The sequence below is a fragment of the Alkalinema sp. FACHB-956 genome, from assembly GCF_014697025.1.
In the GTDB taxonomy this organism is placed as follows: Bacteria; Cyanobacteriota; Cyanobacteriia; order Leptolyngbyales; family Leptolyngbyaceae; genus Alkalinema.
This window is the reverse complement of sequence record NZ_JACJRC010000016.1, coordinates 15,321-40,059: the sequence shown is the minus strand read 5'-3', so window position 1 is coordinate 40,059 and position 24,739 is coordinate 15,321. Positions and strand designations below refer to the sequence as shown.

General features: G+C 51.2%; 21 protein-coding genes. 10 read left to right on the top strand and 11 right to left on the bottom strand.

The features are described 5' to 3' along the window. Positions 1-43: 43 nt before the first annotated feature. Together H6G21_RS16505 and H6G21_RS16500 are read right to left on the bottom strand one after the other, a co-directional pair. On the bottom strand, positions 44-1,231 hold the full coding sequence (locus H6G21_RS16505) for a 5-(carboxyamino)imidazole ribonucleotide synthase (protein ID WP_190574529.1): 1,188 nt from the start codon (positions 1,229-1,231) through the stop codon (positions 44-46). A gap of 203 nt (positions 1,232-1,434) precedes the next feature. Then, positions 1,435-1,908 carry a pentapeptide repeat-containing protein gene (locus H6G21_RS16500; protein WP_242041885.1) on the bottom strand — a complete coding sequence of 158 codons (474 nt, stop codon included), beginning with the start codon at positions 1,906-1,908 and terminating at the stop codon, positions 1,435-1,437. Positions 1,909-2,198: 290 nt separating this feature from the next. Between H6G21_RS16500 and H6G21_RS16495 the strand changes: the two genes are divergently transcribed. Next, positions 2,199-2,795, top strand: a complete 597-nt coding sequence (locus H6G21_RS16495) for a metalloregulator ArsR/SmtB family transcription factor (RefSeq protein WP_190574527.1) — start codon at positions 2,199-2,201, stop codon at positions 2,793-2,795. Between the two features lie 87 nt (positions 2,796-2,882). On the opposite strand, the gene H6G21_RS16490 is transcribed toward H6G21_RS16495, so the two are convergent. Then, entirely contained in the window at positions 2,883-4,160 is a 1,278-nt protein-coding gene (locus H6G21_RS16490; RefSeq protein ID WP_190574602.1) for an FAD-dependent oxidoreductase, read from the bottom strand. 477 nt (positions 4,161-4,637) lie between these two features. Here H6G21_RS16490 and H6G21_RS16485 point away from each other — a divergent pair, with 477 nt between their 5' ends. The 3 genes from H6G21_RS16485 to H6G21_RS16475 all read left to right on the top strand — a co-directional run bounded on the left by H6G21_RS16485 (position 4,638) and on the right by H6G21_RS16475 (position 7,409). Next, the gene (locus tag H6G21_RS16485) at positions 4,638-5,351 is read left to right on the top strand and encodes a pentapeptide repeat-containing protein (protein WP_190574526.1); all 714 of its coding nucleotides are present in this window, start codon (positions 4,638-4,640) and stop codon (positions 5,349-5,351) included. A 513-nt stretch (positions 5,352-5,864) separates the two neighbouring features. Then, positions 5,865-7,202 carry a D-alanyl-D-alanine carboxypeptidase gene (locus tag H6G21_RS16480; protein WP_190574525.1) on the top strand — a complete coding sequence of 446 codons (1,338 nt, stop codon included), beginning with the start codon at positions 5,865-5,867 and terminating at the stop codon, positions 7,200-7,202. 9 nt (positions 7,203-7,211) lie between these two features. Then, complete coding sequence (locus tag H6G21_RS16475; protein ID WP_190574524.1) at positions 7,212-7,409, top strand: hypothetical protein; 198 nt, start codon at positions 7,212-7,214, stop codon at positions 7,407-7,409. Here H6G21_RS16475 and lptC read toward each other — a convergent pair. The 4 genes from lptC to H6G21_RS16455 form a co-directional block, all read right to left on the bottom strand. Beyond that, the gene (gene lptC, locus H6G21_RS16470; RefSeq protein WP_190574523.1) at positions 7,406-8,566 is read right to left on the bottom strand and encodes an LPS export ABC transporter periplasmic protein LptC; all 1,161 of its coding nucleotides are present in this window, start codon (positions 8,564-8,566) and stop codon (positions 7,406-7,408) included. The genes H6G21_RS16475 and lptC overlap by 4 nt on opposite strands. A gap of 306 nt (positions 8,567-8,872) precedes the next feature. Further along, a complete protein-coding gene (locus H6G21_RS16465; RefSeq protein ID WP_190574522.1) occupies positions 8,873-9,448 on the bottom strand; it encodes an NYN domain-containing protein in 576 nt (191 codons plus the stop codon). 137 nt (positions 9,449-9,585) lie between these two features. After that, positions 9,586-11,208 (bottom strand): methionine--tRNA ligase, encoded by a 1,623-nt coding sequence (gene metG / locus H6G21_RS16460; RefSeq protein ID WP_190574521.1) that lies wholly within the window; start codon positions 11,206-11,208, stop codon positions 9,586-9,588. Between the two features lie 260 nt (positions 11,209-11,468). Then, positions 11,469-12,545, bottom strand: a complete 1,077-nt coding sequence (locus H6G21_RS16455; protein ID WP_190574520.1) for a mannose-1-phosphate guanylyltransferase — start codon at positions 12,543-12,545, stop codon at positions 11,469-11,471. Positions 12,546-13,529: 984 nt separating this feature from the next. Between H6G21_RS16455 and H6G21_RS16450 the strand changes: the two genes are divergently transcribed. The 3 genes from H6G21_RS16450 to H6G21_RS16440 all read left to right on the top strand — a co-directional run bounded on the left by H6G21_RS16450 (position 13,530) and on the right by H6G21_RS16440 (position 16,484). Then, on the top strand, positions 13,530-14,846 hold the full coding sequence (locus tag H6G21_RS16450; RefSeq protein WP_347278034.1) for an LCP family protein: 1,317 nt from the start codon (positions 13,530-13,532) through the stop codon (positions 14,844-14,846). Between the two features lie 72 nt (positions 14,847-14,918). Continuing rightward, entirely contained in the window at positions 14,919-15,515 is a 597-nt protein-coding gene (locus H6G21_RS16445; RefSeq protein ID WP_190574519.1) for a pentapeptide repeat-containing protein, read from the top strand. A 447-nt stretch (positions 15,516-15,962) separates the two neighbouring features. After that, entirely contained in the window at positions 15,963-16,484 is a 522-nt protein-coding gene (locus H6G21_RS16440; RefSeq protein ID WP_242041883.1) for a MarR family transcriptional regulator, read from the top strand. A gap of 34 nt (positions 16,485-16,518) precedes the next feature. Here H6G21_RS16440 and H6G21_RS16435 read toward each other — a convergent pair whose 3' ends face one another. Then, a complete protein-coding gene (locus H6G21_RS16435; protein ID WP_190574599.1) occupies positions 16,519-17,871 on the bottom strand; it encodes a DUF3370 domain-containing protein in 1,353 nt (450 codons plus the stop codon). Between the two features lie 319 nt (positions 17,872-18,190). Between H6G21_RS16435 and H6G21_RS16430 the strand changes: the two genes are divergently transcribed. Further along, positions 18,191-19,633 (top strand): TIR domain-containing protein, encoded by a 1,443-nt coding sequence (locus tag H6G21_RS16430; RefSeq protein ID WP_190574518.1) that lies wholly within the window; start codon positions 18,191-18,193, stop codon positions 19,631-19,633. Positions 19,634-19,666: 33 nt separating this feature from the next. On the opposite strand, the gene H6G21_RS16425 is transcribed toward H6G21_RS16430, so the two are convergent. From H6G21_RS16425 to H6G21_RS16415, 3 genes are all read right to left on the bottom strand, one after another. After that, positions 19,667-20,302: a response regulator transcription factor gene (locus H6G21_RS16425; protein ID WP_190574517.1), complete on the bottom strand. Its 636-nt coding sequence runs from the start codon at positions 20,300-20,302 to the stop codon at positions 19,667-19,669. 48 nt (positions 20,303-20,350) lie between these two features. After that, positions 20,351-21,691, bottom strand: coding sequence for a sensor histidine kinase (locus tag H6G21_RS16420; protein ID WP_199307273.1), 1,341 nt, complete (start codon positions 21,689-21,691; stop codon positions 20,351-20,353). Positions 21,692-22,038: 347 nt separating this feature from the next. Then, a complete protein-coding gene (locus H6G21_RS16415) occupies positions 22,039-22,821 on the bottom strand; it encodes an SH3 domain-containing protein (protein ID WP_190574516.1) in 783 nt (260 codons plus the stop codon). A gap of 207 nt (positions 22,822-23,028) precedes the next feature. On the opposite strand from H6G21_RS16415, the gene H6G21_RS16410 reads away from it, so the two are divergent. Further along, the gene (locus H6G21_RS16410; protein WP_190574515.1) at positions 23,029-23,739 is read left to right on the top strand and encodes a Crp/Fnr family transcriptional regulator; all 711 of its coding nucleotides are present in this window, start codon (positions 23,029-23,031) and stop codon (positions 23,737-23,739) included. A gap of 613 nt (positions 23,740-24,352) precedes the next feature. Further along, positions 24,353-24,730 (top strand): DUF4351 domain-containing protein, encoded by a 378-nt coding sequence (locus tag H6G21_RS16405; protein WP_190574514.1) that lies wholly within the window; start codon positions 24,353-24,355, stop codon positions 24,728-24,730. Positions 24,731-24,739 lie beyond the last annotated feature (9 nt).

The following is a 24,739-nucleotide window of genomic DNA, read 5'->3' as shown; positions in this document are numbered from 1 at the left end:
GGATTGGCTAGTTTGACCTGAAGGCAGCAGTATCGACGGGGGATCAAGCAGGGGCCTGGTCAGGATACCAAATGCGCTCAATTTCCTGGGCTAGGGCGATCGAGGTCTCAGCTAAATTCTCTTCCTGGAACAGCCGCACCGTAACATGCCCCAACTTGCGGCCTGGGCGAGATTCTGTTTTGCCGTACCAATGTACCTGGGCGTTAGGAATGGCCGCTAGCTGCTGGCGTTGTTGGGCATAGTCACCACTGGAGCTTTCAAAGCCCAGCAGATTCACCATCACCGCCCCCGCACAATTCAACGCCGGACTGCCCAAGGGCAAGCCACAGACCGCGCGTAACTGTTGTTCAAACTGGGAGACTTCGCAGGCATCCAACGTGTAATGGCCGGAATTGTGGGTGCGGGGAGCAATCTCGTTCACCAAGACCCGATCGTCCTCTGTCAGAAATAATTCGATCCCCAGGATCCCCACATACTGCAAGCTTTCCAGAATGGTTTGGGCGATCGCGTGGACTTGCTGTTCCACCCGTGGCAACAGATCCGTCGGCACAAACACCCGCCGACAGACTTGGTTTTCCTGCTGGGTTTCCACGATCGGATAGACTACCACTTCCCCGCTGAGCGATCGGGCCGCCATCACCGCCAACTCGCGGGTAAAGGGCACAAACTCTTCCAGCATCAGGGCATCGACGGGAATTTTATAGATCAACTCTTCAAACTGATCCTCCGTCTTAACGATGAAGGTGCCGTAGCCGTCGTAGCCCAGGCGGCGCGTTTTCAGCACACAGGGCAGGCGGTTGGGAATCAGCGGATAGGGAGAAGTGGGCAGCAGCGAAAAATCGGGGGTCGGCAAGTCCCGGTGGCGCAGAAAACAGCGCTGGTGGTACTTGTCCAGCAAGGGCGTTAGGCAATTGAGTCCGGGACGAAAAATAACGCCCTCCTGCGCTAGTCGATTCAACTTAGGCAGATCGACAAACTCGTTTTCAAAGGTAATCACATCGCAGCGTTGCGCCAAGGTTGCTGTGGCTTCTGCATCGGCGACGGGGGCAAAAATCGATTCCCGCGCGATCGTAACAGCAGGATCGGTGGGATGGGGCGTCTGGACAATCAGATCAATGCCTAATTTCTGCGCGGCCTCCGCCATCATCCAGGCTAATTGCCCTCCACCAATGATTCCAACCCGTTGTACTTGAGTCGGTACAGTTTGTTGAACAGGATTGGAATTCACCATGGGACTGACAGAATGGGCGGAAAGCGTTAACAAACGATCGCAGAGGATTGACCCAGAGGATTTAAACCTAGTGACCCAGATCACCAGAATTCAGTCACCAGCTCACAAATTCCCTCGCTCACTAACAAAGTGTATCTGAAAAGGCAAGAGTATCTGAAAAGGTTATTGGAAACAGGTACTGGCCCCGTGGAAATCTGAGCCACCTAATCCAGGCAGCCGAGGGAGTCTCTAGTACTAACCCCGGTGATGGAATTGGTGCCCGCTGCGATTTGGCAAAGCTTGGCAATCTGTGCCCCATCCAAAATGGCATCGGTGAAGTCGGCCCCTGTAATGTCGATCGCTTCAAAGGTGGAGTGCAGGAGAATCGCTTCCGTCAGAATGGCATCACTCAAGTCCGTTTGCTTAAACTTCACCTGATCCATCAAGGCATTGCCTAAGTTCGCTGCGTGGAGATTGGTGCCCGTCAACACCGATGCACTCATGACGACCCCGCGCAGATCCGCCGCGCTAAAGTTGACATCTTCCAAATTGGCATTGGAAAACTCTGCCGTGCGCAAAACCTGACCCGAAAAATTTTGGCCTTTTAAATCCGCGTTGCTGTAGGACAGGGGCGGGGGATAGTCCAACGCTTGAGCAGGGGCGAGGTTTAACCAGAATCCTACCAGGAGCGCGATCAAGCAAATACCAAAACGCCACAATCTTTGTAGTCTATGCCCGCTTTGTAGTCTATGCCCGATGCTCGTCCCGCACGGATTGCTCCAACTCCGACGCAGACTTTCGATCGCCATGTAGCCGCCTCCCACTCAATCCCTTCATTGTCACTTATAAACGGTGGAATACTATTGCAAGCCTTATCGAGTGCAAGCCTCATCGAGTGCAAGCCTCATCGAGTGGACATTCCCGGAACTAATTAGATAGAATTCTAATTAGACAAGCATCTAATTAACTGTATTTCCGGTAATGCCCCATGGCCCCTGAGAATCTACAAACCCTCCTGGACTTCTTCAAAGTCCTGAGCGACGAAACGCGACTAAAACTGCTAGGGCTACTGGCCCAGCGTGAATGTAGTGTGGAAGAAATGGCCGCTCTGCTACATCTCAAAGCGCCTACCATCTCCCACCACCTCGCCAAGCTGAAGTCTCTAAACTTGGTGCTGCTGAATCCCGAAGGCAATACCCATCTCTACCGGCTCAACTCCGAACAACTTCAATTGCTCAGCCGTGACCTCCTCTCCTCCGAACAACTCAAAACCCTGGCGCAATCGGTGCAACCAGAGGATTGGGAAACAACGGTACTGAAAGCCTTTGTCGAAAACGATCGCATTCTTACAATTCCAGCAGCCCGCAAAAAGCGGTTTGTCTTGCTGAAATGGTTAGTCCAAAAAATTGAACCCGATCGGGATTATTCCGAAAAAGAAATCAACGCCATCCTCAAGCAGCACCACGAAGACTGCGCTACCCTGCGTCGGGAATTGATTGGCTATCAACTCATGAGCCGCAAAGATGGCACCTACCGCCGTCTTCCCCCTACAGAATGGCTGCAAGAAGCCGGTAACTTTAACTAAGAGCTACCAACCACTAAGTGCTACCAAAACTAAGAGCTACCAACCACTAAGTGCTACCAAATACTTAAACTGAGTGCGGCCAACCACTTACCAACCCGCCAGCTTTTTCAGCGGTTTAAACACATCGGCCTCAAAGCTTTCGCCCGCCAACATGCGGTTCCAGTAGAGCCAGGGCAGAACGTGCACCTTGGCTAGATACATGATGTAGCGCTCTTTGGTGGGATCGAGGGGGAAGGACGGAGTTAAATTACCGTCGTAGTCAAATTCCGCCATCATGGCCGATTGGTAGCCGGTAATCAACGGACAGCAGGTGTAGCCGTTGTATTGGGCATCGCAGGACTGGGAATTCATCACCGCCAACAGGTTATGCACCAGAACAGGGGCTTGTTTGCGGGCAGCAGCAGCGGTCTTAGATGTGGGCAGGGAGGAGGCATCCCCTAGGGAAAAGACGTTGGGGTAGCGGTTGTGCTGCAAGGTGTGTTTGTGAACATCGACCCAGCCTGCTTCGTTGGCGAGGGGGCTTTGCTTGATGAAGTCGGGGGGACTCATGGGCGGCGTCACATGGATCATGTCGTAGGGCAGGGTGACTTCCTGCACGCCGTCGGCAGAGGTAACATCAAAAACCGCTTCCTTCGTATCGGCTTTAATTTCCTTCAGGTTATGCAGGAATTTTGGCGTGATACCCCGGCGAGCCACCACTTGATCCAACGTTGCCGAGTAGGGCGCGATCGGGAACATTTTGGGGCCAGCAATGCAGAAGGTTACGTTAGTTTTGCTGCCCAGACCGCGATTTTTGAAGGCATCGTCGGCCATATACATAATTTTTTGCGGCGCGCCCCCACATTTAATCGGCGTAGCGGGGTGGGTGAAGATCGCGTTGCCCCCTTTGAAATTTTGGATGGTTTCCCAGGTGTAGGGGACAAACTCTTTGGAATAGTTACTCGTGACACCGCCTTTGCCCAGGGCTTCCTTGAGTCCTTTAATCAAATGCCAATTGATTTGAATCCCAGGACAGACCACCAGGTAATCGTAGTGAATCTGCTGGCCGTCGATCGTGGTGAGGGTATTTTGAGCGGGATCAAAGCTAGCCACAGCCGTTTGCAACCACTTTGCACCAGGAGGGATCACCGCTTTTTCATCCCGCACAAAGTCGGACAGGGGCGCAACGCCACCCCCTACAAGAGTCCACCCCGGTTGGTAATCATGCTTCGCCGAGGGTTCAATGATCGCCACATCCAGCGATCGGGACTGCTTGAGTAGTTGCGCCGCAACGGTAATGCCTGCGGCTCCTCCGCCGACAATCACGATTTGATGGTGTTTACCAGCAGCGCCAGGGGTGGAAGATGGATTTTGCGCAGAGTTCACGGTAGAAGACACAGGAATTGACTCCGGAGCGAAACACAGCAAGTCTTAACATACTACCGTCGGGTAATATATTCTATCGATCTTAATGAAGATCCCCACGATCGAAGGGCTGAGTTAATGATTTCTCAAGATTTTTATTCAAGTCTCTCAACAAAATTCGCTATATCTCTATATAGTAGAACAGTGAATTATCATGGAACGATGAATCTCAGCTCGCTGAGCCAGAGACGCGGGTTGGTCTTCTGGCTATACTCCTTGGTGATGTCGTTGTTATATCGTTGGTGATATCCTGTCTGGTGATAGGCTTTACCTGCAATCCCTGACGTATTTCCCTGACGTATTACTGAATAAGCACTGGATCAGACTCGTAGCGCACAGATCCGTGTAACGCACGGAGACTGGTGACGCTGATCCTGGCATTGCTCGATTGAATTGTTTTTTGAATTGTTCTATCAATCCGCGTATCGCTGTGTGTGTATGAACGTAACCGATCTGATTACCTGTTATCTCCGTGGAGAACGAGACTTTTTGCAACTCAATTTGCAAGAGGCCGAGTTAACAAATTTAAACCTCCAAGGGGCAAATTTCAGTCGATCGGACTTGCGTCAAGCGCGGCTGGGCAAAACCGACTTAACCCAAGCCTGGTTCCAGTCCGCAGATTTAAGTGAAGCCATTTTGTGGGGAGCGAATTTAACTGGCGCAAATTTACAAGGGGCGATTCTGCGAGAAGCGGATCTGAGTGGGGCAAATTTCGTCAATGCTTGTTTGGATGGGGCCAATCTCTGCAAAGCGACCCTGAATGGTGCAGTGTTGAGCCATGCCAGTTTAGTGAACGCAATCCTCTACGATGCTGACTTGCAATCCAGTACCGCCCATCCTACGGATTTTCAAAACGCCAATTTGCAAGGGGCCGATCTGAGCTATGCCACGTTGCACGGGGTGTTATTCTGCAATGCGGATCTTGCAGGGGCTAAGTTTTGCCGCGCTAATATGCATCGCACCGTCGGACGGGATTTACCAGCGGTAGATTTGACCGGAGCCAATTTAACCGGAGCCGACCTCAGCTATGCTGACCTCAGACGAGCCACCTTACGCAACGCCAATTTGCAAAACGCAGATTTAACGGGCACGATTTTGAAGGATGCTGACTTGCAGGGCGCAATCATGCCCGATGGGACGATCGCGCCCTAGCCTGTTATTAGCCCTAGCCTGTTTTAGCCCTAGCCTTACTAGAAGACTATCAGACCACCCCCAGCACGCCACTAGGACTCCTTTCTGTCGGAATTACGCTAGTGATAGACAACCTATATCAGCCTGATGGTTGCGACATTTTTTGTAATATTTCTTTTGTGATATTTTTGTAATCTATTGTCTGTAGTCCTTAGAAGGGCGATCGTGACACCCCATAGGTTTCTGCAACCGCACGGATCTCTCCTATCAATGACACCAATGGATGCATTGGATTATGCCTCAGCCCCCGTTATTTACTGCTTACCTTAACTTGTGAAGATTGTTGATTTTGTCCAGATTACTAGAGTTTAAATTTTCCGGTAAGAGCCCCAATATTGGGTTTTATTCATGAGTATTTAACCTTAGTTGTTTCATCCTAGTGTGCAATCTTGTTGTTTAATAGACTTGCTTCCTCAGAGTTGCTAGTCTCCCCATCCCCTTCGTCCTTCTCGGGCTCCAACCATCCCTATCCCTATGCTGAAATTTCTGCTTCCTGGCCTCCAGACAAGCTTTCTGTTATTTCTCCTGCCGTTTTTAGGGGACTCTAAACCCTTAACCCTCAAGGCAATGGATGTCCCCAAGGCTGTGGGCGTGGAGATGTTGCAGGATGCACCCTGGATCGTGCTACCCGACGCCGATGCGGGGGCTGAAGAAATTGTGCGGCGGTACCTCAACGGTTTGACTAGCCAAGGGCTAAACGTCCAGGAGCAGGGAGTGTGGTTACAGGCTGGGCCATCGCTGCTGGTCAACCACCAAGGCTCCACCCCTCTCTCGGCAGCCTCCCTGACCAAAGTGGCCACATCCCTTGCTGCCCTATCGACCTGGGGGCCGGATCATCAGTTTGAAACGCTCGTGGGTAGCACTGGCCCCGTGCAAAATGGGGTCCTCCAAGGTGATCTAGTTATCCAAGGGGGGGGCGATCCGATGCTGGTGTGGGAAGAGGCGATCGCGATCGGGAACGCCCTCAACCAATTGGGCATTCGCCAAGTCACAGGCAATCTGGTGATCACGGGCAACTTTGGCATGAACTTCGAACTGGATGCCATGAAATCCGGCACATTATTCAAACAAGCGATCAACAGCAAGGCTTGGCAAGAGGCCATTCAAGCCCAGTACGCCCAGATGAAACCCCAGCCCGCCAAGCCCCAGGTTGCGATCGCGGGCACCGTGCTTTACAGTCCCCAACTTCCCGCCAGTCAACCGTTGCTTCGGCGCAAATCTCTGCCCCTGCGTTATCTGATTAAAAATATCAATGTCTACAGCAATAACGCCATGTCTGAAGGGTTGTCTCGCTTGATGGGAGGGGCACAGGCCACGGCGCAACGGGCAGCAGCAGCAGCGGGAATCAGTCCAGACGAAATCCTGCTGGAAAATGGGTCGGGCCTAGGCACCCCCAATCGGTTAACCCCCCACGGCGTCACAGCGTTGTTTACGACCTTAGCCCGCTACGCCAAGACTTACAACTTAACAATTTCCGATCTCTTTCCCATTTCTGGCACCGACATTGGCACCTTAATCGATCGCTCCATTCCCCAAAATTCCGTGGTCAAAACCGGAACCCTGAATGAAGTTAGCGCCCTGTCCGGGGTTCTGCCGACCCGCGATCGGGGCTTGGTCTGGTTCACGATTATCAACCGGGGAACCAATATTGAAGCCCTGCGTAACCAGCAAGATGTTCTACTGCAACAACTGCAAGCCTACTGGGGCAAGCCCACCCAGCGATCGGCGAGCCTGCAACCCAGCCCCATCCCGAATGCTTCCGTAGCGAAATTAGGCAGCCGCGATCGGACAGAGCTATTGTCCGGGGGCTGATTATGCCAGTTGGAGCAGGGCCAACTCCGCATCTACCAACTCCAGGATGGCAAATATCAAGCAGTCCAAACCAGTCTTCATTTTCCCAACTTTCCGATCGCAGCAGTTCTCCCCCAATTTCTCGATCGCTGCGCCCAAGAGGTGCGTCGTCAGGCATTGAAGGCTTTTCGGCAATGGGTACAGCAACAGGCACCGGAAGTCGATTAATTCTGCTTGAGCGTGCTGGGAATAATTTCCGTGACGACGCGGTTATCGCTACTGGCGGGGCCACCCGTCACCACCACCTGCTGATCCTGCAACCGTCCCCGCGCCTGGGATCCCACCAGGTTAAACACCGGATTGGCCTGCTGGTAGGTCACGTTGCCATCGGCCTCAAATTCCTGGGTCGCTAAATTCCAGGTCAGCCGATCTGCCCCCACATTGGCCTGATTTTTCTGACTCACCCCCCGCACATTGCCGTTGAGGTATGCCATTTGTTCCTGAAGCTTCATTTCCCCCCGATCGGCGCTAATCGTCACCTGATCCGTGGCATTCACCACATTAATCGGTTGGGGAGCGGTAATGGTTTGCAGATCGGTATTCCAGGTCAGCACATTACTTTTCGCTTGCAGAACGGGTTGCGCCATCACCACCTGGGAATTTTGTTGCAGGGAGGCAATCTTGGTTTTTAGGTCGTATTCTGCCTTGTCCGCCGTGGCCCGATCGACCTGGTTGTTGCTGCGGTAGCGATCGATTTGCACGGGGCGATCGGCGGTCACTTTTTCCTCTGCCAACAGCCAAGTTAACTGCTCACTGCGGAGTTGTAGCTTGGGATTTTTCACATCCGCCACAATTTGCCCCTTCATCTGCGCCTTCCGGCTGCGGCTGTAGAATTTTCCTTCGTTAGCAGCAATATTTAGTTGCTTGTGGGTGCCGGTAAATTTATTTTTGACCAACAGCACATCTTCCGACGGTCGCCATTCCAACTCGTTGCCCTTAATTTCCACCCCATCCTTCAGATTGACCGCCGTGATCTTGCCCTTAAGGATGATCGACTTGCCATCTTCAATCACATCACTGCGATCGCCGGAAATTTTAAAGACCGCTTTGCCATCTTGATAGAACTCGCCCTGGGGCGCAATCACCGCCGCCACTTTTTTATCTCGGCTGTAGATGGCTTGCTTGGCCTTGACTTTCCAGAGCAGTTTGCCTTGCTCGTCTGCCTGCTCCAAGGTCAAATCGTTAAACGTCAAGCTGGGATCAAAGGATTGGGCATCCCGCACATCTTTTTGGAGCTTATCCGCAGTTCGGTTTCCCCCTGGTGCGCAACCCGCCACCAGCACCACACCTGCCAAGACTCCGCATAAAACCTGGGATCCTCTCAATGTCCTTCCTCCAATGCCACCTCCCTTAGAATAGACGCTGTTCTACCCAATTGGTTTCAACCCCTGTTTCAACTCCTGGGTTCAGCCCATTGGTTCAACCCCTGGGTTTAACTCCTGGGTTCAACTCCTGGGTTCAGCCCATTGGTTGTAACCCCCCAGCCTCAAAACAGAATCAGAGAGTCCCTGCCATCCCCTAGGAGCCACAGCAAACTCTCTGATCACCATTTATTTCACAACCCCCTTGCTCAATCCCCGGTCAGAATCTCCTATCACGGGCCGATGCCCGGTTCTGAGCCAATCCAGAAATTACATCACACCTTCTTCTTCCGCGATGCCCATGCCAGACAGCGGGCGATAGGTATAGCTGCGAGGGGTTTTCTGGATGTCTTCCTTGATGGTGTCCAAATCAATGTAGCGATCGGCCACGTTAATCAAACTGTCACTGGTCATTGATCGCAGGCTGACCACTTCTACCCGCACGCCACGATAGCTAACGGCATTGACGGCATAGGCCAGATCCCCATCGCCACTGACCAGCACCGCCGTATCGTAGGAGCCGACCAACGACATCATGTCTACGGCGATTTCCACATCCAAGTTAGCCTTCTTGGATCCATCGGGTAGTTGTACTAAATCCTTTGAAATCACCCGGTAGCCATTGCGACGCATCCACAGCAGAAAACCCTGCTGCTTTTCATTGGTGCGATCGACTCCGGTGTAGAAAAACGATCTTAAGAGTCGCGACCCTGCCGTCAGGCGGCAGAGCAACTTTGTGTAATCAATTTCAATGCCAAGTTGAAGCGCTGCGTAAAACAGGTTGGAGCCATCGATAAAGATAGCTACTCGACCTCGATTTTCGAGAACCTGTTCTGGAGAGAACATAATCTCTCCTTCAGGGTGAACATTATTGCTCAACACAGTTTCTATACCTCAATTTTTATGCGAGTCATCTGATGCTTCGTAACCATAACCATGATGAGAGAAAGCACCACTTCCTGTCGCATAGGGAACCTCCTGAGTTAACCGCTAGCATCACCCTTCGCGGCTACATCTGGCAATTCGAGCTTCTGGAAGACTGGTTTGGGATCACCAAGGGGTTGTTTATCTGTCAGTATTCCCCATGTTCCATGGGTCGAGTAGTCGATCGACACATCTATTAAGGGAGTTTCACTAAAGTCAACCGAATATCCTAATTGTTGATATACGGCGGTGCTGATACTGGGTGTAATGGGCGACAAGAGATAAGCGGCTAATCGAACCGATTCCAGAACTACATAGAGCACTTGATCCGCTTTTTCTCTTTCACCAGACTTATAGAGTTTCCATGGTGCTTGATCATCAATATAGCGATTTCCCAGCCGAACGAGGTTGAGAATTGCTTCACAGGCGTCATGAAATGCCAAGGCTTCGTAGGCCGCTGTCACGCGATCGCACAAATCTTGACCTTCTAACTTCAGAGGATTGTCTGTTGTAACCGTTGCTCCGTTGAGATCGGGTACTGCGCCCTGACAATTTTTTACCGCAAGCTTGAGGGTTCGGTTCAATAAGTTACCTAAATTATCAGCCAAATCTGCATTTAGCGTGTTGACAAACCGAACTTCTTCAAAGCTCCCATCTTGGCCAAATTTCAGCTCCTTGAGGAAGTAATAGCGCATGGCATCGGCTCCGTAGCGCTCGGTCAAGCCCACGGGATCGATCGCGTTGCCTGTGCTTTTGCCAATCTTGACCCCATCGCGAATGATGAATCCATGACCAAAGACGCGGTGGGGTAGGGGCAATCCCGCTGACATCAACATCGCAGGCCAGTACACAGCATGGAACCGCAGGATATCTTTGCCAATGATGTGGGTATGGATGGGCCACCAGTGTTTTAAGGCGTTCTCCAAGGTGGGTTCATCGGCATCATCCAACAGAGCCGTAATGTAGCCCAGCAGTGCATCGAACCAGACGTAAATGATGTGGTGGGGATCAGCGGGGACGGGAAATCCCCAGTCAAAGTTGACGCGGGAAATGGAAAAGTCCCGCAGCCCTTGTTTGACAAAGCTGAGGACTTCGTTGCGGCGGGTTTCCGGCTGGATAAACTCGGGCCGTTCAGCATAGAGTTTTTCCAACGCATCCTGGTATTTGGATAAGCGAAAGAAATAGTTCTCTTCATCCCGCCATTCCACTTCTTTGTTGACGTGAATCGGGCAGCGATGACCGTCCAGCAGTTCTTTTTCGTCTTTAAATTCTTCGCAGGAAACACAATACCAGCCCTTTTGTTGGCTGAGGTAAATATCGCCGTTATCCCACACCCGTTGGAAAAATTCCCGCACGATAGCGGCATGGCGGGATTCGGTGGTGCGGATGAAGCGATCGTAGCGAATATTTAACAGCTTCCAGAGGGAATCAAAGCCTTGGACAATCTGGTCACAATGGGCCTGGGGGGTGCGTCCGAGACTTTCCGCCGTCCGTTGAATCTTTTGGCCATGCTCGTCGCTGCCTGTGATGAAGCGAACGTCATAGCCGCGAAGCCGCTGAAATCGCGCGATCGCATCCGCCGCCATCGTTGGATAGGCACTGCCAATGTGGGGCAAATCGTTGACGTAGTAGAGCGGTGTGGTGATCGCAAAGGTCGATTGAGCGGTTCCTTCAAAAGTCATAAGGCAAGTGTTGAATAAACCCCAAGGTATAAATGATGTCCTGTATCGGGGTAAGACCAAGACCTAAAATCCCACAAAAGGGGAGCAAGCCAACCGACAACTCATGTTTATTCTGTTTTATTTAACATTCTAAACAGCGAGTTATTTTTTCTTCGGCGGTTCATCTTAACAACAAAAAACCATGCCCGTTACCGCGCATGGCCTTACATTACATACCGATTTGGGGTGGTCTTTGTCAATCCGACGCCCTTAAAAGCACTCTACAGAAAATCTTGATAGGCGGGATTGCCCTGCAAGGTCTTCAACACGGATTTGATTTCCTGGGTGCGATCCTTTTTCACGATCAACGTTACTTTGCCATCCCGCACAATCACCGTATCTTCCAGACCGATCGTCACAATCAGGTCATCCTCTTGAGTGGCGTAGAACAAGGCCCCCCGAGTATCTAAACCCACATGCTGCGCTAACTCGACATTGGGATTGTCACTTTTCAGCAGTCGTTCGATCGCCCCCCAATCCCCGAGGTCATCCCAACCAAAGGTGACGGGTAACACACAAGCCCGCTGGGTTTTTTCCATCAAGGCATAATCAATACTTTTTTTCGGGACTTCGCCATAGGCAGCAGTCCCCTGCGCCTCCAGCGGTTCCAAAATTTCAGGGGCGTGCTGGCGCAGCTCTTGCAGCGCGGTTTTGGCCTGAAAGACAAACATGCCCGCATTCCAGCTAAAGCAGCCTTGCTGGATGAAGTCTTCAGCGGTAGTTCGATCGGGTTTTTCGGTAAAGCGCACCACTTGGCTAGCGGGATAGGTATTGCCCGTTGCTGCCTCGTACTGGGCGATCGCTTTGCCTTGCTCGATGTAGCCGTAACCCGTTGACGCATAGGTGGGTTGGATCCCCAAGGTGACGATCGCTGACTCTTGGAGTGCTAAATGTTGGGCAGCCAGCAGGGTTTCCGCAAAGCGATCGGCATCATCAATCCAATGATCCGCTGGGAAAAACCCCACCACAGCTTGATCCCCGTAGCGTTTGGCCACTTCTAATGTACTCCAGGCCACCGCTGGAGCTGTATCCCGTCCTTCCGGTTCCACCAACAGATTTTCGGGAGGCAAATCCGGTAACTGCGCCCGCACAGCATCTGCCAGGTGAGAGGCCGTAATCACCCAGAGGTTTTCCCAGCCTTGGGCCGGCTTGAGTAAACGCTGGGCAGTGGTTTGGAGGAGGCTTTCACCGCTGCCATCCAGGCTGAGGAACTGCTTAGGGCGATGCTTGCGACTCAGGGGCCAAAAGCGCTCCCCCTTACCACCAGCCAAAATTACGGAAATCAGGGGTTGGGTCATAGTTAATCAACGGTACGGTGCAAGGTTTGTCAACGGGGCAGGATTACGGGACACAGACAGCCTACAACCCAGAACGGGGGTCAGCAGTGGATGGAGCATCTCTCTATAGATTTACCATCCCCAAGATTTCAGAGCAGTCAGGATTCGCCCCCCTCAATTCGCCCCTATCTTAGTGAAGACTCGATCGAGTGCCTAGTAAACACCTGGGATCTTTGACAACTCTTCCTAGGTTTCCGCATCTTACGATCGATGCATAAAGGATGCATAAAGATTGTGGAAAAATTACTAGCAGCGTGGACAAATTTTTTTGCCGACAGTTTCTAGGGTTCCAGTGAATGATCTGTGAATGATCGATTCCGAGCTGTGAAGACCCTGGGTAATTTACCCAAGCCCCGTCGTTCAGGGTTCCCGATCGTGGTAGGTTATCTGCCTTGAGGGGTGACAACCGTCATTTCCTAGGTTCCATGGCCTGCAACCTAGGCCGTTGGACTTGACCCAGTTTGCACTCTACCCAGTTTGCACTCTGCCCAGTCTGGCAGAAACTTTCCCGCCGAAATCCCGTCTTGCTCGTTGTCCGGATGAATGACTCTAGTCAGGGAATTTGCTTTACAGGCAAAAACACTGTTGAAAAGATCGGATTTCAAGGTTCAGGATAGTCCTTAAGAAATTCGTTAGGATTGACAGGGTTGCTCGGTGAGAGATGTCCGGCAAAGACTTGTTGGCAAAGACTTGCTTGTAAAGACTTGTTGGCAAAAACTTGCTTACAGAGACTTTCTCGAAAGGCTTTCTAGATAGGTCAGACGGTTAGAAACCTTAAAACAGCTAGAGACCTGAGACGGATCGATACGTTAGACAGATACGCCGGATACGCTCAATCTTTTCCAACGTAGTGTGAGGCTTGTGAAACCATTGACGAACCATTCATCATCCCCATCTCCTGCCAACCCAGGCAATTCTAGCCCCTTTTCCCGGCAAGCTGACCAGGTGACTGTGGTTCCAAAATGGCGCTCACCCCTGATCCAATCCGTCGCCCAAGGGCTATCGTTAGTGCTGACTGCCGTGGTTGCGGCGGGGGCTGGATCTTTTTTAGCCGTTACGATGCCTCTCCCAGGAGCCATCCCGCCCCAAGAAGGACAGCGCCTACTGGGCGATCTGATTAAGAGCGGCTTTCAGTACCAAATTACTCGACCTGTAACTGTGCTGGTGATGGGGATCGATCGCGTGCCCGATGCCAAGGAAGGCAGCGACGAGATTTTTTCTGGCCGTAGCGATACGATGCTGCTCCTGCGGATTGATCCGGTGCAGCAAACGGTCAACTTGTTGTCAATTCCCCGCGATACCCAAGTGGATATTCCGGGCATTGGCGTTACCAAAATCAACCAAGCCAACGCCAGTGGTGGGCCAGCCCTCGCTAAACAGGTCGTCAACCAAACCCTGAATAACATTGAAGTCGATCGCTACGTGCGGGTCAGCACCGATGCCTTTAAGGAACTGGTGGATCAACTGGGGGGCGTCAAGGTGTACGTTCCGGAAGATATGTCCTACCAGGACAAAACCCAGAAGCTTTTCATCGATCTCAAGAAAGGCTGGCAAACCCTGGATGGCAACCAAGCGGAGCAATTTGCCCGGTTCCGCCACGATAGCTTTGGCGACATTGGCCGGGTGCAACGGCAGCAGACCTTACTGAAGGCACTGCGATCGCAGGTGAGTTCACCGATGGTCTTTCCCCGCGTGCCCGGAATTTTGAGCACGATGCAAAAGTATATTGATACGAATCTCAGCTTTGAGGAAATGCTGGCCTTGGTCAACTTCGGCCTCAAGTTGGATCAGAAAAACGTCAAGATGGTGATGCTACCCGGACGATTTAGTGCCCCCAACGAATTTCGGGCCAGCTACTGGATCATGAACGAAGCAGGCCGCGATCGGGTCATGAAGCAGTACTTTGACCAAGGCAGCAGCACTGCTGAAGAAACCTCGATCGCCAGCCTACGCATTGCCGTACAAAATGCTTCCAGTAACCCCAATGCAGGTCAAGAGGTGGTGGGTGAATTGCTGCAATTGGGCTATACCAATGTCTTTGCGATCGAACCCTGGTCAGAAACCCAAAAACAAACCCAAATCATTGTCCAGGGAGGCCAATTGGAATCGGCGGAAATGCTGAAGAAAATGCTGCACCTAGGCTCTGTGGAGGCCAGTTCAACGGGGGACTTGGAATCTGACTTGACCCTACGCATCGGGGATGACTGGAATCGCCAGAAGCCATCGGCCAACCCTGCCGCCAAATCCGCCAATCCCCAGTAAGCCGATCGGGCAACACCCCAGGAAGTCCACAATTCCCGCCATAATGGAAGCAGCTATGTTCTGAGGGCCACGATGTCTCGCACTGACGCTTCCACTGGCATTTTTTCTAGTGTTTTTTCTAGCAACAACTCTTTTTGGAGCCTAGGCGTTTTTTCTGGGCGGAATTGGGTTGCTCGGCTATTGATTGGGGGAGTCATTGTCCTGTTGGCGATCGCCCTAGTGTTGCTCGATGGCAGAGCCGTTGCCTTGGCCCAATCCAAAACGATTAATTATTCCAGTACGGACTTAACGGGGCGCGATTTTTCCAAGGAAGATCTGCAAGGGGCGGTATTTGTCAGTGCAGAGTTACGTAATGCCAAGTTTCAAGGAGCGAACCTCAAAGGGGCAATGTTTACGAAAGCCAATTTGTTAGGTGCTGACTTAAGTGATACCGACTTGACGGATGCTTTACTCGATCGCGTCACATTCTATAAAGCCAATCTACGCAACGCGGTTTTAACCGGGGCAACCATGACGCTGACCATGATGGATGAAGCGGATGTCACGAATGCCGACTTTACCGATGCCATTGTCGATCGCTACGTTGTCAAGCAACTCTGCGATCGTGCCTCCGGCACCAATCCAATTACAGGCATTGAGACGCGGGAAAGCTTGGGGTGCCGTGATTAGTGCTGCTAGTAGTCGTGATTAGTGCTGCTTGCATCGGTAATGTGGGGTTGAACACGTGGGGTTGCGCGCAATGTTGAGTTGAGTGCAATGTGGGGTTGAACGCCGCACATCACCCAAATTACGTATGCACTAAATTTAACTACACAGCAACGCTGGATAAAACGTGAATCCAGACGCTAAATTACTTAATTGAACAATTGAAAAGTTAAAGCGAGAACATTACCAGTTAAAGGTGGTCACACAATCAGAAAGTTAGGTTGGAAGAAGGTTGATCACCTGATTAATTTTCGGTAAAGTTACCTAGCCTGAACTTTAGGAAGACTTTATCGGCTTGTGATAAGGTCTACTAATATATTGCGAAGGTCATTGTATTGATTGTTCTTATTGTCAATCATTGACTTTATCGCTGTATTTGAGACTGGTTCTCAGAGGAGTACACTCACAATTATGATGATGACTAAACGTGCAGATGAGGTGGCAGGCAGTCCTTCGACGCTAGGCATCCCCGTTGAACAAAACGGAAAAAAGCCAACCTTTATAGTTACGCTGCGAGAGTTAGTGAGAACCTACCAAGCCTTTTGTGCAGTGGATGAACCCCACATTCGATCGCTGGGCTTAACCTCTCCCCAGTTTGATGTAATCTGCACCTTAGGCAATACCGAAGGCATGATGATGCATGAACTCGCTGCCAGAACGTTAGTCACCAAAGGAACACTGACGGGAATTGTCGATCGATTGGAAGCAAAAGGGTTAGTCCGGCGGGAAGTGCCCCCCAACAACCGTCGCTGCTTCATTGTTAAGCTGACCCCAGAAGGAAATGCGGTGTTTGAGCGGGTCTTTCCTGAACACATGTTGTTTTTGAAAGAGCGGTTTGATCAGCTCAATGAATCTGAATTGCTGGGAATTAATTCTTCGTTACAAAAGCTGCGATCGATTTTTCAACCGATCGAGGAAGCAGAGCAGGGGTAATGCAGTTACTCTTACCCCTAACTGGAGAGTAGCGTTATTGACGGTTGAGAGTTTGTACCGTGAGGACCTGCGGGGGAGTGGCATCAGGAGGATAGAGAAAATCAAATTGCACCAGCCGCCGTTCCTGAGATCGTAGATTCATGACAACCAGAGGTTCCCCAGCCTGACCGCGGCGTTGCACTAAATGAACATTCCGCAATTGGGGTAATCCCTCATCATCGGTATAGCGAAGGCGCACCGATCCTCGGAAAAAGACCTGACGCGGTAACGGGTCAAAAAAGCGCAATCCCTGTTGAGTATCTTCGCGTTTGAGGGGGGTTTCCACCATAATTGCCACGGCCTGAGTGCGATCGCTGGGATTAACCAAGGGTAAGGTCAGACTGTAGCGGACGACGTAATTCCCGTGGGACTGATAGGCCGTATCGGGATAGCGCACAAGCATTTTGGCGCTTTGGTTCTGCTGGGTCCCTAGGGTACCGCGATTGAGCAAACTGAGGCCATAGGAAAACGCATTGCCGGGTTGAGGAATTTTCAGGTTGGGCTGTCCGGGGTCAGTCACCACAGCCTTCCATTCTGCCCCCAGGGAAACTCCCGCCACCCGACCGTAAATGACCTGGCCCGTGGTTTGCTCGATCGGGGTAGGAACGCGATCGCGGGGGGTGGATAGCTCACCTGTTTGGAGTAGATCAGCCCATTCTGCCAGGGTAGGGGGGCGTTCCTGGCCAGTCGCATCATCCTTGGCGAACAAAGCCATACTGGCGAGGTAAACGGGGCCTGTACTGCGCAATTTCAGCAGGCTCGATCGGCCATTTAAGGGGGGAGTTAAGGTTTTGACCGGAATCGGTAGGTTCATGAGCATCTGGCTCTCGCCCGGTGCCAGAGTCAGCGTGGGCGGAAAGAGATCTTGACGCTTGCCCCGCAGCACTTCATGGGTAATCCGACTACCGGGGCCAGAATAGACAGTCCCTTCTGCATTATTAACGTAGGGCGGCAGATCGATAAAAGGAGCGTCGGGTTGGCTGAGGTAACTGGCGGCTTGCAAAAGGTCGATCGTAACGGGCTGGGAACCAGGATTTTGCACCAGAACGCCTAGGTAAAGAGTCCGCAGGTTCTCGGGCGTGCCCTTGGCAATGTGGTGGGCAAACAGATCAAAGCGTCCCGAAAATGCGTAGTTGAGGTGGGCCTCGGGGACTCGTTTGCCAGCCTTGGGAAAGGTAGACAGAAGAATGCCTTCCTTCAAGACCAATTCTGGGCTGTTGCTGTTAAAAACCGGGATATTATCCAGTTGCCCCGGTAAACTGCGCATTTCCTGGGGCCGTAAAGTTTCCCGTGGGGTGGGAGCCGGGGTTGCCTGAGCCACGATGAGACCGGAAAGAAAAGACAGCATAGACGCGATCGGGAGAGCACATGCGGGAGAACACATTCCACAATACACCCCACGATAGCCAAATCGAGCCGAGGAAATCAACGTGAGTCCAGGAAATCAGCGCAAGGCCCGAAAAGCCAGCGATCGTCCCACAGGCAGATGGTATGGGAGCAGTGCATCTAGGAACCTTGCCAACCAATTTTCGCAACTGGCACAATGATTCAGAAACGTCTTTGTTTCTTGCTGTAGCGCACTTTAAGGCTGTAGCGTACTTTTAAGCCTATAGCACACCTTAAAATTCTAGTTTCCTTCATACCCTCCGTGCTCTGGGGATCCTGCTATGTCTGACGTTTTTATCTCCTATTCCCGCAAGGATAAGCCCTTTGTCCAGCAACTCCATGGCGCTTTGTCGCAGCAACAACGCGATATTTGGATTGACTGGGAAGATATTCCGATCGCCGCAGATTGGTGGCAGGCCATTGAGCGCGGAATTGAGTCGGCCAATATTTTTCTGTTTATCCTGACACCCCACTCTGTTCTGTCTACTGTATGCAAGCAGGAAATTGACCATGCCGTAAAGTGTAACAAACGGCTGATTCCAGTGGTACGGGATGATCAGTTCGATGCCAACCTCGTCCATCCAGCCCTCAGCCGCCACAATTGGCTATTCTTTCGAGAAAGTGATGATTTTCAGCAAATGTTTAAGACGCTGACGCTGACGATCGAAACGGATTGGGAGCATGTGCAGCAACATACTCGATTATTAGTAAAAGCAATTGAATGGGAGCGCGATCGGGACGATAGTTTTTTGCTAAGGGGTAAGGATTTAGAAACGAGTGAACAATGGTATATAGAAGCAGAAAATAAAAATCCAAAACCGACGGAATTACAACATCAATATATTACTAAAAGTCGTATTGTAGAATCTGCCAATCAACGGCTAGCAGAAATTGGATTGCGGACGAAACGAATCATTCAAGTCAGTACAATTGTGTCGCTTGGAACGATCGTGGTTGCGGGGCTGACTCTGTTTTTCACCGTACAAAAAGCAAGGGAAGAAGTTGGCCATCTCAATCAAGACATTGCTAGAAAGGAACTAGAAATTGATGTCCTTCGCACCCAGTTAGCCCGCGATACCCAAACGGTCAGCCAGGAACTAAAAAAGCTCGGATTCTCAGACGAAAAAATTAAAAGCCTACAAAAGGCGGAACCCGCAATCCTAGCCCAGGAATTTCAGCAGGCCAAACAAGCCGATGATTGTTATCAGCAAACACTCAAGCAATTAGAAAAACAGATCAATCCTGGCACAAGCCCCGCTAAAATCATCGCTACGGAAACAGAGGGGAAATCACCCTCCCCATCCAATTCAGGAGCAGGGATTCAACCCCCGATCGCGCCCAACCCAACCTCACCAACGGCGAAACCCGTTCTCAAACGTCTGCAAAAAATTACGCTGCAATACACACCGATCGGCGTTGATGCACAGCATTTTAAACGAGTGTTTACTAAGTTGGGATTTGATCAGGACATTCAGCCCCTCTCCGAAACCACGCAAATACCCAATACTATTTTGTATGGTTCGGGTGTGAGTACTGAAGATGTCAAAATTGTTGCCTTTGCATTTATTCGTGCAGGCATCACTATTCGATCGATTCAACCTTTATCCAATGGCACTTCTAATAACGAAGCTAACATCATTCAAGTTGTTACAGATAATCAATTTAATCATGCAGAGCCCCTAGGCCCAGAGAAAATTTTTCAGCAAGGGTTGCCCCTGCCCTAGGGTCTTATAATTGACGAACTTATATTTTGAGCCTTAGTCCATAAGATTTTTTTGTGCCCAGAGAGCGGCTTGGGTGCGATCGCGCATTCCTAGTTGACTCAGAATTCGTGTAATGTGATTTTTTACCGTGCCTTCAGTCAAGTGCAAAGTTTGGGCGATTTCGCGATTGTTATGACCTTGACCCAGCAACATCAGAACCTCCAGTTCCCGTTCACTAAATAAATGACGCTGGGATTCTTTATTAGTCAGCGTGGGGTTAATTTGGGCGAAGACCTTGGGCGCGATCGTCGGCCCCAGTTGGCTATGCCCCTGATGCAAGGAACGAATGGCATTGGCCACTTGGTTAGACGGGGTACTTTTTAGCAAATAGCCCATGGCTCCCGCTTGGAGGGACTGCCAAATATACTCATCCTCATCAAACGTCGTCAGTACCAAAATCCGAATCCAAGGATAACGCTGGTGAATTTCCTGGGTTGCCTTGACCCCATCACAAATGGGCATCCGGACATCCATCAAAATCACGTCGGGCTGGGACTCACTGCAAAAGTCGATCGCTTCTTGGCCATTGCCCGCCTGCCCCACCACCTGTAAATCTTCTTCGATCGTCAGCAGGGAAGCCAATCCCTGGCGAAATAAGTCTTGATCATCGACTAACAACAACCGAATCATACGGGGATAAATGCATTCAATAACTAAATTATAAAACTGACGAAAGACTTAATCCAAAGCTTGGAAACAAGAACTTGCCATGCTGATCATCATAAAAATAATACTAGAACCCATAGTTTTCACTGGAAAATTATCCGATCGCTGGGCGATACCCGCAAGCCAGTTGACCGAACAGCAGGGGGATTCAGCGGAGAGGCTGCTCCGAGGCAGGTTAATGGTGATTTCGGTGCCTTGGTTGGGATTGCTTTTGATGTGAATTTTACCGCCTAGGGATTCAATCCGTTCCTGCATTCCCCGGAGGCCAAAGCCTGAATAGGGCAGATTCATGTTAAATCCCACACCATCATCGGCGATCGATAAATCAATTTCCTCGGCGGTGGTGCGGCTGTTCAGTACCACCTGACTCGCTAGGGCATGTTTTTGCACATTCATTAGGCTTTCTTTGATGACGCAGTAGAGTTGATGACTGGCCTGAAGGGGCAGGGGTGGCAGATCCAGATGGGTTTGGATGGTAAAGGGGCTATGCTGACGGGTTTGTTCCACAAGGTCGAGGACAGCGTCGTTAAGATTGACGGTGGACGATCGCAGGGTTTGCAGGGCATGGCGCACATCTTGGAGGGATTGGCTGGCCAGTTGTTTGGCAGTGTCTACAGCTTGCAGGGCAATTTTGGGATCGCGATCGCGCATTTTTTGAGCCACTTCCAGTTGGATATCCAGGGTGGTGAGGGTGTGGCCGAGGGAGTCGTGGATTTCCTGGGCGATGCGGGTGCGTTCCAGGGTTGCGGCGAGGGTTTCCACTTCCTGGGCGAGGATTTCGGCCCGTTGGCGACTTTTGTACTCCGCGACGATCGTATAACTAAACAACAGGACAAAGACACTGGCAGTAATGTAGGAACCAATGTAATTAATTACATTACTAAAGACAAGTTTATGGATTTCCTGGGGCTGGTTAAATCGTTGAATAAATTCAACGCTATGGGGAAATAGCATCACTTGGAAGGGGAGCCAGAAACATCCAATACCGATAACCGTAATAGCAACGTCCCGCCGACTGAGAAGAAAACAACTTTTGGCAATGAAAAGATATAGTAGAATATCAAAGTTAAATCCAGCAACCTGACAGGCGAAGACTAAGAGGATTTCAACTAAGACATAGCTGCGGCGTTGCCAAGCAGGTTGGTCTAGGGGCATCCAAAAGCTCATCGCGGCAATCATTCCGAGGAAGGGAAATACCATCCAAGTGGGTAACTGCTGCCAAGGGGTCAACCGGGGGGTGACAAGAATCACGATGAAAATGACGGTGAGGACTGTCCACTCGACATAGCGCAGAATGCGTCGGATGGAGGGAGAGGCTGAAACCCGTTCGGGCATGGAGGTAGCAGGTGACATAGGTCAATGGCACCCCTTAAAGGCGCGATGGAGAGGACTGTCTGGACGGAGTCTTTTGTCATCCTATCGCAGTTCGCCGGGGAGAGTGGAGCCGGGGTTGATTTTTGGAAGCATGACTTTAGTCATTGTTTTTGATGACGATCGGGGGAAGCATTCACTCAACAAATTGAGTATCTTATAGAAGCATATTCAGAGGATCAAAGTTGAACGCGATCGCAGGGCTGGATTCCAGCAGGGCGGTCGTTTTTTCTTGAGAAATTTGCCTTCAGTGAGCTTCCCTGGCTAAAGACGAGGCCGCCACACATGGAAAGCCACACAGGGGAAGCCACGTCTGGTCTGACCCGCAGCTAGTTGTCTACCAGATAGTTGGTCGCCACATAGCCCCGTAACCCATCCGAAGTCACCACTTCCGTCCATTGCCCTACAGTACCGACTTCGGTGACGATCGCGCCATTGGGGAGTTTGGCCACGACATCTGTGCCCAATTGGGGGCTGACGCGCAGGTTCAAGGCTGTCCCATCGACGGTTTTGACTCGATAGGTTTTGCCTGATGCATTTTCAGAGGGCGATTCGTTGGCTGGGTTGTCTTGGGTGTTGTCTTGAGTGCTGTTGGCTTGGGTGCTGTTGGCGAGACGCTGGGCCGCTGCGGAAAGGGAGGGAGAGGCCACGTTGCCTTTACGATCGACCAGATACTGGGCAGAAACCCAGCCCCGCAGATTGCCGGGAGCCGAGACTTCTAGCCATTCTCCACTCCGATCGCTGAGGTGCATCAGGACTTGGGTGCCATTGGGAATTGAACCAACGATCGCGGCATTGGTGGAAATATCCGCCCGCACATTTAAGGCTGATCCATCCTGGGTTTGCACAAGGTAGGTGTTGTCGTTGGTTCCCGCATGGGTTCCCGTTGGGGCGGTGGATTCATTTTGAGGGGTGAGATTTGCCTGGGGCGTGGCGGGGGCGGAAGCCGATGGCAGGGGAGCGGGACTGGTGGAAGCAACGGGGGTTGGAGAGGCGGGTTGCTGAGGGGCGGGGGTGCTGCTGGCGTTGGAGGTAGCCCGATCGCCGCCACAACTCACTGTGAACAGGCTCAGTAGCGCGATCGTGGTAAGAAGGGGAAATTTCTTAGGCATGGTTCTGTCCAAGCTGGTTTCTGTTAAATACTTTTAGGGTTCCCCGCTGTGGTCTTAAATGCTGTTGTCTCAAATATTGTTGTCTCGAATGGCTACGTCAAATATTGCTGACTCAAATGGCTACGTCAAATGTTGCTGACTCAAGACCCTGGGGATCGAGGGACAATGGGAGAACGCGATCGCACTGGGAATCCAGCACCACACCCTATGGCTCAAGGATCTAAGATTGCTTCAATTCAGCAACTGGCGGAAGTGGCGATTTTCCAAGGTTTATCCTTGGCGGATCTGGGGGAATTGCAGCCCCATGGGTTGATCTATGACTATGCTGCAAATGAAATTGTCATGATGGAGGGCGATCGACTGTTGCCTCGGCTGTATGGGTTGGTGCAGGGGGCGTTACGGTTGACGCGGGTGGGGACTTCGGGGAAGGAGACGATTTTGCGGGTATTGTTGCCGGGGGAGAATTTTGCTGCGCCTGCGTTGGTGGGGGATGGCTTGGCTCCGGCGACGGTGACGGCCATGACGGATTCCCAAGTACTGACGATCGAACGGGAGGCGTTGTTTCAGCAAATTCGCAATCAGCCAGAGATTGCATTTCGGATTTTGGAGGTGTACAACCAGCGTTTGCAGCAGATGCACCAAACGATTCATGATTTGATTTCTGAGCGGGCGATTGTTCGGTTGGCGAGATTGTTGCAGCAGAGTTTGCTTTCTGAACAACGGCTGAAGGGGGAGCTGCCATCGTTAACGTTCCGGCTGTCTCACCATCACATTGCCCGGAGCATTGGGATTACCTATGAGGAGTCGGTGCGGCTCCTGCGGCAGATGCAGGAGGTAGTGGCCTATCGGCGGGGCGGCGTGATTACGGTGCTCGATCGGGATGCGTTAAATGCGATCGCGGAAGGGCAGTGGCATTAGTGGCATTAACGGTCAATTTCTACTATTTTTTCAAAATCCTTGGCACCCTTGAGTGGGGTGACTAGAATAGTAGCGATCTGTCATCTTTCCATCCCCTAACTATGATAGAAACCATGACTGCTGTGGCTTGGGCGTTTTCGACGGTTTCGGCGATCGCTGTTTGGTACCTGTAGCTCATCATTATCGCCCACCGTCTCAGCACCGTGCGCGAAGCCGACAAAATCGTGGTGTTAAACCAAGGAGAAATCGTTGAAGTCGGTAGCCACGAAGATCTCATCGATCACGGTGGTATCTACGCTAGATTAAACGCCTTACAAGAAACCGGAGAATTAATTCCTTAATCATTCCCTTGATTGTTTAGGCGACACTGATAGGACTATCTCCTAAATCAATTGCGCCAGGATTTTTCAAATGATACTTGCATCATCGAAAATCCTGGCGCATTCTGCCATGTATCGCTATTGCCCATCTTGAATTTCATTTCGGATTTTCGATTATTTCGATCACCATGCTACGAGTATTGCAATTTTGTGCGATGGGAAACCACATTGGCGACCGTCGTGCTACAGGGTAACTCAGCTCTCTGCATGAGTCTGGCTATAATAAAACAGATGTGCTGAATCTGTTCAACTTCATCGATTGGATTTTGGGGTTACCCAAAGCGTTAGAGCGTAAGTTTTGGCAAGAGTTGCAAGCCTACGAGGAGGAGCGCAAAGTGCCTTACATTACCAGCGTGGAACGAATTGGCTACGATCGGGGTAAGGTTGAAGGCCGACAGGAAGGTCGGCTGGAAGAAGCCCAACGATCGCTGGAACGTGAACGATCGCTGATTTTACGACAACTGACTCGCAAGGTGGGAGCCCTCCCCGATCACACCCTCGATTGCATCAATGCGCTCTCGATCGAACACCTTGAATCCCTTGGTGAAGCCTTACTGGATTTTGAATCGATTGAGGATCTCACCAATTGGTTAAACAGTCAGGGTGAGTAGGCGATCGCG

What these genes read in the sequence shown, in the direction of transcription:
- H6G21_RS16505 (WP_190574529.1), bottom strand. Translation starts at nt 1,231, where the DNA reads ATGGTGAATTCCAATCCTGTTCAACAAACTGTACCGACTCAAGTACAA.
- H6G21_RS16495 (WP_190574527.1), top strand. Translation starts at nt 2,199, where the DNA reads ATGGCCCCTGAGAATCTACAAACCCTCCTGGACTTCTTCAAAGTCCTG.
- H6G21_RS16485 (WP_190574526.1), top strand. Translation starts at nt 4,638, where the DNA reads ATGAACGTAACCGATCTGATTACCTGTTATCTCCGTGGAGAACGAGAC.
- H6G21_RS16480 (WP_190574525.1), top strand. Translation starts at nt 5,865, where the DNA reads ATGCTGAAATTTCTGCTTCCTGGCCTCCAGACAAGCTTTCTGTTATTT.
- H6G21_RS16465 (WP_190574522.1), bottom strand. Translation starts at nt 9,448, where the DNA reads ATGTTCTCTCCAGAACAGGTTCTCGAAAATCGAGGTCGAGTAGCTATC.
- metG (WP_190574521.1), bottom strand. Translation starts at nt 11,208, where the DNA reads ATGACTTTTGAAGGAACCGCTCAATCGACCTTTGCGATCACCACACCG.
- H6G21_RS16455 (WP_190574520.1), bottom strand. Translation starts at nt 12,545, where the DNA reads ATGACCCAACCCCTGATTTCCGTAATTTTGGCTGGTGGTAAGGGGGAG.
- H6G21_RS16445 (WP_190574519.1), top strand. Translation starts at nt 14,919, where the DNA reads ATGTCTCGCACTGACGCTTCCACTGGCATTTTTTCTAGTGTTTTTTCT.
- H6G21_RS16440 (WP_242041883.1), top strand. Translation starts at nt 15,963, where the DNA reads ATGATGATGACTAAACGTGCAGATGAGGTGGCAGGCAGTCCTTCGACG.
- H6G21_RS16435 (WP_190574599.1), bottom strand. Translation starts at nt 17,871, where the DNA reads ATGCTGTCTTTTCTTTCCGGTCTCATCGTGGCTCAGGCAACCCCGGCT.
- H6G21_RS16430 (WP_190574518.1), top strand. Translation starts at nt 18,191, where the DNA reads ATGTCTGACGTTTTTATCTCCTATTCCCGCAAGGATAAGCCCTTTGTC.
- H6G21_RS16425 (WP_190574517.1), bottom strand. Translation starts at nt 20,302, where the DNA reads ATGATTCGGTTGTTGTTAGTCGATGATCAAGACTTATTTCGCCAGGGA.
- H6G21_RS16420 (WP_199307273.1), bottom strand. Translation starts at nt 21,691, where the DNA reads ATGTCACCTGCTACCTCCATGCCCGAACGGGTTTCAGCCTCTCCCTCC.
- H6G21_RS16415 (WP_190574516.1), bottom strand. Translation starts at nt 22,821, where the DNA reads ATGCCTAAGAAATTTCCCCTTCTTACCACGATCGCGCTACTGAGCCTG.
- H6G21_RS16410 (WP_190574515.1), top strand. Translation starts at nt 23,029, where the DNA reads ATGGCTCAAGGATCTAAGATTGCTTCAATTCAGCAACTGGCGGAAGTG.